Annotated in this window: 16 protein-coding genes and 1 pseudogene; 6 read left to right on the top strand and 11 right to left on the bottom strand. The window is 56.6% G+C overall.

Translation table 11 applies throughout. From position 1 onward, the window contains the following. Positions 1–180 (bottom strand): hypothetical protein (locus tag BP737_RS10180; RefSeq protein ID WP_342686161.1); only part of this gene is annotated, 180 nt, incomplete at its 3' end. On the opposite strand from BP737_RS10180, the gene BP737_RS10175 reads away from it, so the two are divergent. Next, a complete protein-coding gene (locus BP737_RS10175) occupies positions 109–570 on the top strand; it encodes a hypothetical protein (protein ID WP_342686168.1) in 462 nt (153 codons plus the stop codon). The genes BP737_RS10180 and BP737_RS10175 overlap by 72 nt on opposite strands. Positions 571–887: 317 nt before the next feature. On the opposite strand, the gene BP737_RS10170 is transcribed toward BP737_RS10175, so the two are convergent. Both BP737_RS10170 and BP737_RS10165 read right to left on the bottom strand, forming a co-directional pair. Then, positions 888–1,253, bottom strand: coding sequence for a DUF86 domain-containing protein (locus BP737_RS10170; protein ID WP_292407115.1), 366 nt, complete (start codon positions 1,251–1,253; stop codon positions 888–890). Further along, complete coding sequence (locus BP737_RS10165; protein WP_292407117.1) at positions 1,250–1,564, bottom strand: nucleotidyltransferase family protein; 315 nt, start codon at positions 1,562–1,564, stop codon at positions 1,250–1,252. Before BP737_RS10165 ends, BP737_RS10170 begins: the two co-directional genes overlap by 4 nt. Positions 1,565–2,024: 460 nt before the next feature. On the opposite strand from BP737_RS10165, the pseudogene BP737_RS10160 reads away from it, so the two are divergent. After that, a pseudogene (locus tag BP737_RS10160) lies at positions 2,025–2,129 on the top strand (type II toxin-antitoxin system HicA family toxin); the annotation flags it as partial. Continuing rightward, positions 2,129–2,347, top strand: coding sequence for a type II toxin-antitoxin system HicB family antitoxin (locus BP737_RS10155; RefSeq protein ID WP_292407119.1), 219 nt, complete (start codon positions 2,129–2,131; stop codon positions 2,345–2,347). The pseudogene BP737_RS10160 and the gene BP737_RS10155, both read left to right, overlap by 1 nt. A 56-nt stretch (positions 2,348–2,403) precedes the next feature. Here the strand turns inward: BP737_RS10155 and BP737_RS10150 are convergent, their stop codons facing one another. After that, positions 2,404–2,565: a hypothetical protein gene (locus BP737_RS10150; protein ID WP_292407121.1), complete on the bottom strand. Its 162-nt coding sequence runs from the start codon at positions 2,563–2,565 to the stop codon at positions 2,404–2,406. A gap of 247 nt (positions 2,566–2,812) precedes the next feature. Between BP737_RS10150 and BP737_RS10145 the strand changes: the two genes are divergently transcribed. The 3 genes from BP737_RS10145 to BP737_RS10135 all read left to right on the top strand — a co-directional run bounded on the left by BP737_RS10145 (position 2,813) and on the right by BP737_RS10135 (position 3,767). Further along, positions 2,813–2,992 carry a type II toxin-antitoxin system Phd/YefM family antitoxin gene (locus BP737_RS10145; RefSeq protein WP_292407124.1) on the top strand — a complete coding sequence of 60 codons (180 nt, stop codon included), beginning with the start codon at positions 2,813–2,815 and terminating at the stop codon, positions 2,990–2,992. Between the two features lie 261 nt (positions 2,993–3,253). Next, positions 3,254–3,484: a hypothetical protein gene (locus tag BP737_RS10140; RefSeq protein ID WP_342686160.1), complete on the top strand. Its 231-nt coding sequence runs from the start codon at positions 3,254–3,256 to the stop codon at positions 3,482–3,484. Next, the gene (locus BP737_RS10135) at positions 3,477–3,767 is read left to right on the top strand and encodes a type II toxin-antitoxin system RelE family toxin (RefSeq protein ID WP_292406661.1); all 291 of its coding nucleotides are present in this window, start codon (positions 3,477–3,479) and stop codon (positions 3,765–3,767) included. Before BP737_RS10140 ends, BP737_RS10135 begins: the two co-directional genes overlap by 8 nt. A 27-nt stretch (positions 3,768–3,794) precedes the next feature. On the opposite strand, the gene BP737_RS10130 is transcribed toward BP737_RS10135, so the two are convergent. The 7 genes from BP737_RS10130 to BP737_RS10100 form a co-directional block, all read right to left on the bottom strand. Continuing rightward, positions 3,795–3,956 carry a hypothetical protein gene (locus BP737_RS10130; protein WP_292406664.1) on the bottom strand — a complete coding sequence of 54 codons (162 nt, stop codon included), beginning with the start codon at positions 3,954–3,956 and terminating at the stop codon, positions 3,795–3,797. A gap of 180 nt (positions 3,957–4,136) precedes the next feature. Further along, positions 4,137–4,298 carry a hypothetical protein gene (locus BP737_RS10125; RefSeq protein ID WP_292406667.1) on the bottom strand — a complete coding sequence of 54 codons (162 nt, stop codon included), beginning with the start codon at positions 4,296–4,298 and terminating at the stop codon, positions 4,137–4,139. Positions 4,299–4,308: 10 nt separating this feature from the next. Beyond that, the gene (locus BP737_RS10120; RefSeq protein ID WP_292406670.1) at positions 4,309–4,656 is read right to left on the bottom strand and encodes an acylphosphatase; all 348 of its coding nucleotides are present in this window, start codon (positions 4,654–4,656) and stop codon (positions 4,309–4,311) included. Between the two features lie 254 nt (positions 4,657–4,910). Continuing rightward, positions 4,911–6,176 carry a UDP-glucose dehydrogenase family protein gene (locus BP737_RS10115; protein WP_292406673.1) on the bottom strand — a complete coding sequence of 422 codons (1,266 nt, stop codon included), beginning with the start codon at positions 6,174–6,176 and terminating at the stop codon, positions 4,911–4,913. A gap of 179 nt (positions 6,177–6,355) precedes the next feature. Beyond that, positions 6,356–6,922 (bottom strand): hypothetical protein, encoded by a 567-nt coding sequence (locus BP737_RS10110; RefSeq protein WP_292406676.1) that lies wholly within the window; start codon positions 6,920–6,922, stop codon positions 6,356–6,358. Further along, a complete protein-coding gene (locus BP737_RS10105) occupies positions 6,919–8,163 on the bottom strand; it encodes an HD domain-containing protein (protein WP_292406678.1) in 1,245 nt (414 codons plus the stop codon). Before BP737_RS10105 ends, BP737_RS10110 begins: the two co-directional genes overlap by 4 nt. Before the next feature lie 951 nt (positions 8,164–9,114). After that, entirely contained in the window at positions 9,115–9,333 is a 219-nt protein-coding gene (locus BP737_RS10100; protein ID WP_292406680.1) for a hypothetical protein, read from the bottom strand. Between the last annotated feature and the right edge of the window lie 49 nt (positions 9,334–9,382).

Here is a 9,382-nt window from a genome sequence, read left to right as displayed (position 1 = left end):
CCGCCGATCAGGATAACGCTTTTGCCCTGAGTATTCAGTCGTGGGGTTTTCCCGGCGAGCATTCATCACCACGGGGAAGACGTTCCTCCCGGCCGCCTCCCCGAAGGCATTACCGTCAAGACGATCCGAAAGGAGCACTACACCTATCACCGCAACCCGAATACCGCCGAGATCTCCCACCGAGCCGGACTCGTCGAACGCTACGGGTCACAGGGCCGGATCGGGAGCACCGGAGGTGCGACTCGCTACGGTTCAGGGATCGAGCGAATGATCAATGTCCTCAGTGCGATGAGTCTGCCGTCGCCGGAGATCGCCAGCACACCGCTTGTATTCACGTTCCTCCTGCGCAAAGATCCCATCACCCGAGAGTATCTGCAGGAGTTCGGGTTGAACGAGCGGCAGATTGCTGCCGTTTCCTTCCTGCGAGTTCATGGCACGATTACCAGCAGTCAGTATCAGGAGTTCAACGCCGTTGCTGCAAGGCCCGCGGTGAACGATTTAACGCTTTCCACCATCCTCGCGAGAGTGTCGTCAAGCCACTCTCCCGGGCGCCTGAGAGCCAGAATCTGATTATAGATCTCTTCCGATACGGGTATGTTTTCCGTAGCGGACATTGAATCCTGATCTGTGCTGATCATACATAGACCTCTCACCACCGGAACCATCACCGGTTTCGTTCAGGTTGCGATGGCTGGAACGGTAAAGGGGGCAAGAACCCCTCGTTCCAACGGGGTGAAGGTGTCTACTCAGGTCCTGACCGTTCCCGGTTTTGTCCTGCGCTAAGGGGGTGGGGTGGTCCTCGCCTGTCGGGTTGCAGAGCGCTTTCCCATCCAACCGACCCCGACGCCGCCGTACGAGTGGCCCCCGGCGCTAATGGGTTCCGAAGTTCAGTCCCCGATCTCCTCCGCGGCAAGATCGCTGAGGAGGCGCTGCACCGCAGACCTGAGCGGAGGGATATCGTCCTGGATAGTTCTCCAGATGATCGCCCTGTTGATCCCGAAATAGGCGTGGATCAGCTTATCACGCATACCGGCCATTTCGCTCCAGGGAAGCGAGGGATACCTTTCCCTGACCTGTCGTGGAATGCATTTCGTCGCCTCACCGATCACTTCCAGTGTTCGTGTGACCGCATAGACTGTCTTGTCGTCCCCGGAAAATTCCTCATAGGACATGCCCCGGGTGAAGATCTCGATCTTGCCTGCGGCGTCAAGAATATCGTCAAGGTAGTCAAGGGTACTTCGCGGGGTCTTCACACGTATACAACCTCATTCTGAATGTGGCGGCCGATACGGGGTTTAAGCGCACTCTTTTCGACCAGGTCCACCTTTCGCCCGAGAAGTTCGGAGAGATATTGCTCAAGCCTGAGGAACCCGAAGATCCCCGGTACTTCGGAGAACTCGACCAGGATGTCCACGTCGCTTCCTTCGTGCTCCTCGCCACGCCGGCACGAGCCGAAGATGCCGATGGATTCAACGTGATAGGTCTCTGCCAGGTACTTCTTTTTTCTCGCGGAGAACGCCGATGATCCGCGCGCATTCTCCGCCGACCTCGCAGGTGACTCCATCCATTCCTGATCGGGTATGTGCCCTCCTCTCTAGTATAACTATCCCCGGGGCATGCCGGTTCGCGGATCTGGTCCCATGGTGGTTCTCCCGGTGTCGGCTGGAAGAGCAAGGCCTGATCTCGGTCGTAGAGCTGTTCCGGGAGACGATCCGTGAACGCAAAGGACTTCGGGGTCGCGGAAGAGAGGTTGGTCGTGGTGGAGAAGGGAAGAGTGTGCCATATGTCGCTCTGGAGGAGAAGGGCTTGCTAAATGAGAGGTGTGTGGGATGAATGCGAACGCAGGGCGTACCAGATGACGAAATGGCCTTCTGCCGTTGAACTCTTTGGGAGCCAGATGGAAACGCCTTTTGTGCGTTGGAGCGGGGTGGACTGGGGGCATAAAGGATATGGCTTCGCTGCATAGATAGGGTGGAGTAGCGTGACATGCCGCCGGGGCTCCTGGAGGTCATCGGCATCCGTCAAAAGCGGATCGGATCACCATTGCCGGGCATCCGGCGGACGAACTTGCGCCGGGAACGCTGAACAGTGTGCTCAAACAGGCAGGGCTTAAAGGGAGGAACGAATAATGTATCGATTTCTTGTCATCGTGAGCGAGACCGACGGCAACTACTCGGCATACTCCCCGGACCTCCCGGGGTGCGTGGCCACCGGGGCGACCCGTGAGGAAGCGGAAGAGCGGATGCACGAGGCAATCGAATTCCATATCGAGGGGCTCCGGGAGGACGGGCTCCCGGTTCCCCGCTCGCGGTCTTCAGCCATCTACGTAGCGGTCGGTAGAGGGTAACACCCGTCACAGAAAATATCGTCGTTCAAAAAGAGAATCCCGGGCCATATCATGCCCTAGGTAAGCAGGACCCGGTCGAACCAGTCGAGCGTATCTTTGTAGCCGAGGTACAGGGAGAGCACGCCTGCCCCGTACCGGACTCTCCTCTCCCGGTCGCGGAAGAATACAGGTCTACCGCTCTTGACGGCCTCATGCTGGAGCGAGATGAAAATCTTCACATCGGCCTCAAAACGGTAATTCATATCCCCGGGCAGAAGTCAATGCAAACATCGCCGCCCAGTTCGGGATCTGATCCGGGGCGAAGAGACGCATCGGGTTGGTCGTCCGGCTGAACAGATCGAGGCCGCATGATTCTCCTCTCAAGGCCCATCTCCCGGCTGCGAATGAAGACCCCTCCACCTAGGCGGAGCAGACGAAGATTGATAGTTCCTGCAACCGTAGAGAGATGAGGGGGGTTGCGGGCATATGGGTGCAACAGGAGAACAATACGTCGTTGATGAACACGGAGACCGAATCGCGGTGTTCCTCCCCCTGCGGGAGTACGAACAACTCCGGGAAGACCTTCACGACCTTGCCATGGTAGCGGAACGGCAGAAAGAGCCGACCATGGAGTTTGGCGAGTTCAGAAAACGGTACGAGCGGTAATGGCCGGTTACGCGATCCGTGTCAAGGCAGGCGTCGAGAAGGGTATCGCAGCACTATCGCGGGATCTCACTCCACGCATTCTCCAGACATAGAAGACCTCTCCGAAACGCCCCTGCCGTTTGGTGTCCGCAAGTTAAACGGCGGCAAGAGCACCTCTACCGGACCCGCATAGGGGACTACCGGATCGTATATGCCGTGCATCATGCAGACTACATCGTCACCGGGAAAAACATAATGCCATTGCAGCGATTATCACTATCTATGACTCAGAGCGCAAGTCCAAACGATTCTGATATGGTGAGTATCCGTGTCAGCCGCGCGACCCAGAAGAAACTGAAGAAGCTGAAGAAGGAGAACATGACATACGATGATGTAATCTCTCAGATGGTCGACGATGAAACTTGGGATGTTGAAAAACTGGATGCCGATCTAGATAAAATCGAGAAGAAATCTAAGTTTTACTCCTTCGAAGAGGTCTTCAAAGGTGTATGAACTGATATTCAGCGAGGAAGCGCTCAAATACCTATCACAAATACCGAAAAAAGACCTGGTACATGTAAAAGAGGTCATCTCTTTATGCCTTGGAGAATTTCTGAAAAAGACAACTAAGCGATGCAACAAGAAACTCCTCAAGGGATCTAAGAAGCATACGTATCGCCTTCACATATCGATGACACACACCGCATTCTATCGCATCGATGACGAAAACAAGCGCGTCCTCATAGATGATGTGATGGGAATTAATCAGGCGCACAGCAAATATGGGTTGTTCTGATCCCCCATTCTATTAAACACATGGAATCTACCATAAATTTCTCTTGTCCCGGTCGGTCCTCAGGTCTTCGAGGGTGATGGACCGGTAGCGCTCCGGTCCCGGCTGCTTCGTCAGGTCCCCGGAGCATCGCCCGCCGTATTCGTGGTCGTATACTCTGGGGTCTGGTTCGGGCAGTTCAGATGCGCCCATGCCTTCGATCTGCTTGCATGATGCGGGTGATCGCCGTCAGGATCGATGTTGTAGGTTATGGTGGGTCAACTGCCCCTGTCCTCGGGCACGGTTTGTAACAAACTTCTTTTCTCGGCGGAGGGGTTGGGCGCGACGGCGCTCATGGCCCGGGGGCAAGCGGTGCGGGATGGAGAGGGTGCCTTAGACCTGGATGCCTGCCCGGGCAAGCGCATCCTTGATGGAGACGAGTTCCTTTCTGATATCCCCAAACTCATCATCAAGATGTTTTCTGGTGTCGTTCCGGAGCCCGACAATCTCTTCCTTCGTCTCTCTCGCGATCTGGTCCTGCTTGTCCAGACTCAACTCCGGGTTGTCAGCTCCGGTACATAGTTTCGGCGAACCGCAGGAGAATAGAGTCAGCCCTCTCAAATATTTCCTCCTGGATGTCTCCCCGGATGATCTCAAAATCGGCATACTCTCCCGTTGCTTCTTCCCATCTGACGGTGAACGATCTGACTGCAATGGGTCTACGTATGATATTGATCTCGTTGATAAGACCCCGGAGATCGCTTTCGCTCCCCTCTGCAACGATCTCGACCTCTCCGGTATCGAGATTCTTCACGTATCCCGAGATATTCCGTTCGAACGTCTCGTTGTATACATGCTCTCGATACCCGACTCGCTGGACACGCCCTTGCGCGACGGCCACAAATCGTTTCATTCAATTTCACTCTGTATGATGAACAGAAATAGTTTCGCCGGACAGGCACCTCACCCGATGAAGTTCCCGTCCGCGTCCCGGTCAGCACCCGGAAGGGGTGGCAGAAAAAGTATGCATGATGGTTCTGGTAGGAAACCGCATCCTGATATGGCGCAGGATATCGCTCATTTGTCGAAAGTATGTTCTAAGCAACGTAGATCTTTAATTGCGAGGCATTTTTGGGATGATTTGCGGTGATCTTCCCGCACCCTCGCTCACCAGCAGATCCCCTCTTTCCCGTCGCAGGAGAGGATCCGGCGCCCCTCGATGACGATCCGGGAGTTCATCAGGTCGAACTCCCCGTTGAGGGTGGAGAACTCCGGCCACTCCGTCATCACCAGGCAGGCGTCGGCACCCCGGAGGGCGTCCGCGGCCGAGGCGGCGTAGTCGATCCCGGGAAAGACCCGCCGCATCGAAGCCGCCGCAAGGGGATCGTAGGCGGCGACCGCCGCCCCCCGCTGGAGGAGCCCTGCGATCACCGGGACCGCCCTTGCCTCCCGGATATCGTCGGTGTTGTCCTTGAAGGCGAGGCCGAGGACGGCGACCCGCTTCCCCGCGAGATCGCCTATCCTCTCTTCGAGCATCCGGACCATGCGGAGGGGCTGACGGTCGTTGACGTCGAGCACCGACCGGAGGAGCGCCGGCTCTTCCCCGAGCCCTTCCGCGAGGCTGACGAGGGCTGCGACGTCCTTCGGGAAGCAGCTTCCCCCGAACCCGGCTCCGGCGTCGAGAAAGTGCGGAGAGACCCGGTGGTCCATCCCGACGCCCTGCATCACCTCGTAGACGTCGATCCCGAGGCGTTTGCAGACGTTCCCGACCTCGTTTGCAAACGATATCTTCGTCGCGAGGAGGGCGTTCGAGGCGTACTTGATCATCTCCGCGGCGGTGAGCCCGCACCGCACCACCGGGGCCGAAACCCCCGTGTAGGCGGCGGCGACCGTATCCCCGGAGCGGCCGTCCCGGCTCCCGATCACGATCCTGTCCGGGTGCAGGAAGTCCTCAACCGCACGCCCCTCCCGGAGGAACTCCGGATTCATCGCGAACCCGGTATCGGCCCTGTGGGAGTGGTTGCCGACGGTGGGGGCGACCAGGTTCTCCGTCGTCCCCGGCGGCACCGTGCTCTTCACGACGACGGTGTGTGCGCTCTTCCCTTCGCGGAGCGCCTCCCCGATCGACCGGCTCGCGGCCGCGACCATCGAGAGGTCGGCGCTTCCATCAGCCGCCGGCGGGGTCCCGACGCAGATGAACGCGAGGTCGGAGAGTGCAACCGGGCCGTAATCCGTCCCCGCACGGAGCCGCACGCCCGCGTGTTTCGCGAGGAGCGCGTCAAGGCCCCGCTCGTGGATCGGGGCGCGCCCGGCGTTGATCGCCGCCGCTTTTCCTGCATCGATCTCGACGATATCGACGATATGCCCGAGTTCGGCAAAGCAGGCCCCCGTGACCAGACCGACGTAGCCCCCGCCGACGACAGCTATCCGCATCTTTTCATCTTCCTCCGGGTTCTCGCGAGAGTTTGGGTCCTCTGCGGTTAAAAGGCATATGATTCGAGGAGAGGCGTCGCCCGGATATCTCTTTCACGGGGTGCACAGAATCGGCGGCGTTATCGTCAGGCCGTACATGATAACCCCTCTACCTGCGATAACGCCTGCGGAAAAGAGAATCAGGCGTCCTCTCCCCCACCCCTCCGGATTATCGGCCCTGCTTCCCGAAACATCTCATCAACGAAGCGGACCGCTTCTTTTGCTTCACTATAGGGAACATGCGGCTTGAGTTCGGTGATCCGACGTGCCCTGGCCTCGCAGTTCTGGTTCTGCAACTCTCTTGTCACGTAGAGAGCCGTGGAGATCTTCTCGAGGTCTTTTACCCCCTGGTTCCCGAACTTCCGGGAAACAAAGGAGATTGCAGGGTGGTATTTCTCCAGCGTCTTCGGTACTCTTGCTTTGAGTTTCTCGCCCTCTTCCGTCGTTTTGAGGGAATTCCCATACGGTGCGGGCTGGATCTTCCACTCCAGAAGGGCATCGGCCCGCATCAATGCCAGTTCGTCCGATAGATCGAAGGAGAAAGGGCCGTGCTTGTACAGGACGTATGAGAATCCGAGGGGTATCTCCATCATCTCTTCAAGAAAGTAAGCAGCTTTCTGGATATGCGTCTCGCCGCACCAGCTCCCGTACCTCGTGAGTTCATCTATAAGTTCGAACAGCAACCCATCTCTCTGTGTCGGTTTCATTGTTCATCCTCCGATTCCAATGCGGATTCAATAATACTTTCGCGATTCTCATGCAGCCATCTCCTTCCATCATCCAGCAATCCAGGGTGGAGGTACACCGCCTCCGCCGCCACTTCGGGGATGTACCGGAGCGTATCGGATTTCAGGAGGGAGGAGACAATCCGCTCATCCGGCTCGAAGACGGGGAACCCTGTCTGTCCTGCAGATGTCTTCGGCTTGTCGTGGCGCACATTCTCTTTGCCGAACCTGTCACATGCGGCCATGTAGATCGCCGATCCTGCCTCCCTGTTCTTTGAGATGTCGTTTGGATTTCGCGTATACAGCACCCGATAGTGGGTTCGCGTCACGATCCTCTGGGCAGCGTCATGGCCGGGGAGATCCGGGTCCCTGCTGGCTTTCCATATGGCAGACATCACCTCGTTATCCGTGAGGTTAAGATGTTCTTCGATGTCAACAGGAAAACGGCCCCCCTCAAGCCATGCCTGTAAGTACTCTTTCAAATGTATATCATAGATCCGCCGGACAGGGTGAAAGTATAACTGACTGAACATAAAGTATCGTGCTAGCAGGAGCGCTTCTGCCGATTGAAGTCCTCCCCCCTCTACACCGAGGGCAGGCTCCTCTGATCCTTCGTATGTTTTAGGAAGGACCCGGAGGGTCTCTATCAGGCGGTAGTGATCGAATCTGCCGTATGCGACTCCGGTGTGATGCGAATCCCGTAGAAGATAGTCCATCCGGTCAGCGCCGAAAGTATCACCTTTAATGATTTCCGAGAGTATTGTTTCTGTATTGGAGAAGATCTCCTTTTTATCGTATTCCGGACCTACTGCGAGCTTCGCTACATCCTCCGCCTGGATCTTCAATCTCTCCCAGAGTCTTTCCATCTCTTCACTCTCGATGAGTCTAAGCGTCATCATCTCGTGATTTATGCCCGGAGGAAAGAGATCTTCTGAAGCATGAGAGAAGGGTGCATGGCCGATGTCATGGACGAGGGCGGCCATTCTCAGGACACGCCGGTAGTATGTCTTCTCATATTCCCCGCGGATACCCAGAATATTTGTGTCATCGTTCTCCAGCAGAGTGTTGTAGATCCGTGTTGCCAGTTCCATGACGCCAAGAGAGTGCTCGAACCGCCTGTGGGTGGCGCCCGGGTAGACCAAATTCGTCAATGCAAGTTGATGAATATGACGGAGACGCTGGACCGGTATGGAGTTCAGAATCTCCCTTTCATCCGAGTCCATATGAATAAACGCATAGATAGGATCCCGGATTTCGTGATTATTTTTTGATACCATACTCCTTTCTTACTCCAGGTGCCCCCCGTTCTCCGGCCCCCTTTGTGCCTCCGGTGATGTTCTTTCCCCGTGCATGGATGGAGATCCAATATTAATATGTTTTCCGATCTCGATCTGATGTATCGCTGGCCGAGATCTCAATATCTGGCGAGTTTCTCTTCTAGAATGATGATCCCAGGGTCTATTGCATCTCTTTTCTTGGCAAAGCCGTCCAGTACCGAAATCAAGCAGGTTACCCGTGAGGACGGGTATTAGCTGCTGCGGCAATTTCTGGGTGAAAATCGCAGATCGGTAGTGGGTAAGGAAGACAAGAATCTACCACTGATACCATCTCTCCTCAAGTTGTCTGCTTTCGAAGCGGATCTTCTTCAGGAAATAGATTCTGTTTTTTACCAGTCGAGCCTGTGGCCGGCGCGACCTCATGTGCGTTTTGGGACCTCGCCCCAATTTGCGTCGAAGGAGTGTCCTCTCTCTGGATCCCTGACCCGCTCTCGGTGTTCTGCCGGCGCTCCGAGGGTGCTGTCCATCGTAGGCATCCCGCACCATACTTCTACTACCCGCCGATCGGGATAACGCTTTTCCCGGGTTATGCCGAGGAACATTCATCGTTTCAGGCATTCGTCGAAATTTCGCGATCTCCGGCGGCTCAAGGACCGCTCCTCAAAGGTTTGGGGACTTACCCTTCCCCGCGCGCACCGCTCCGGGGCGTCGCCGGTTCGCGAGGACCCGATGCATATCGAGGTATTGGGCACGGGAGAGGGCGTAATTTTCGGCGTTCGCGAGGAACGCGTCATCAAATCGGCCTGTTCGCGGCTCCAGACCTCGTTTGGAACCTTCCTCGCCCATAGAGCATGTCGCCGGACGAAGGCCAGCCCCTCCTGCCGGTTTCTCTCACGATCAAACCTCAATTCCATACGGCTTCCCCCGGACATACGGGCTCTCCATGAATGATCGCAACTGATCGGTATCCAGCATCTCCCGGAACAGCACCCGGAGGTAGACCGCATCCTCGATGTCCTTGTCGCTCCCGGGATAGAGTTTGTAGGGTATCTGCAGCTCGATGGGCGATATGACAAACTGGATGTCGTTGAAGGTCGCTGTCCTCGCCCGGGGCATGACGTTACGTTGCAGGGTGACGCTCCCGGCTGCGGTCGATCCCCGTCCT

The organism is Methanoculleus sp. UBA291, assembly GCF_002499755.1.
Classification (GTDB): Archaea; Halobacteriota; Methanomicrobia; order Methanomicrobiales; family Methanoculleaceae; genus Methanoculleus; species Methanoculleus palmolei.
The sequence above is the reverse complement of the archived record's forward strand: the minus strand, read 5'-3'. Positions and strand labels throughout refer to the sequence as shown.

Excerpts from the sequence above, each read along its gene's own strand:
- BP737_RS10165 (WP_292407117.1), bottom strand. The coding sequence starts at position 1,564 with ATGGAGTCACCTGCGAGGTCGGCGGAGAATGCGCGCGGATCATCGGCG.
- BP737_RS10155 (WP_292407119.1), top strand. The coding sequence starts at position 2,129 with ATGTATCGATTTCTTGTCATCGTGAGCGAGACCGACGGCAACTACTCG.
- BP737_RS10145 (WP_292407124.1), top strand. The coding sequence starts at position 2,813 with ATGGGTGCAACAGGAGAACAATACGTCGTTGATGAACACGGAGACCGA.
- BP737_RS10140 (WP_342686160.1), top strand. The coding sequence starts at position 3,254 with ATGACTCAGAGCGCAAGTCCAAACGATTCTGATATGGTGAGTATCCGT.
- BP737_RS10130 (WP_292406664.1), bottom strand. The coding sequence starts at position 3,956 with ATGGGCGCATCTGAACTGCCCGAACCAGACCCCAGAGTATACGACCAC.
- BP737_RS10120 (WP_292406670.1), bottom strand. The coding sequence starts at position 4,656 with ATGAAACGATTTGTGGCCGTCGCGCAAGGGCGTGTCCAGCGAGTCGGG.
- BP737_RS10115 (WP_292406673.1), bottom strand. The coding sequence starts at position 6,176 with ATGCGGATAGCTGTCGTCGGCGGGGGCTACGTCGGTCTGGTCACGGGG.
- BP737_RS10110 (WP_292406676.1), bottom strand. The coding sequence starts at position 6,922 with ATGAAACCGACACAGAGAGATGGGTTGCTGTTCGAACTTATAGATGAA.
- BP737_RS10105 (WP_292406678.1), bottom strand. The coding sequence starts at position 8,163 with ATGGACTCGGATGAAAGGGAGATTCTGAACTCCATACCGGTCCAGCGT.
- BP737_RS10100 (WP_292406680.1), bottom strand. The coding sequence starts at position 9,333 with ATGCCCCGGGCGAGGACAGCGACCTTCAACGACATCCAGTTTGTCATA.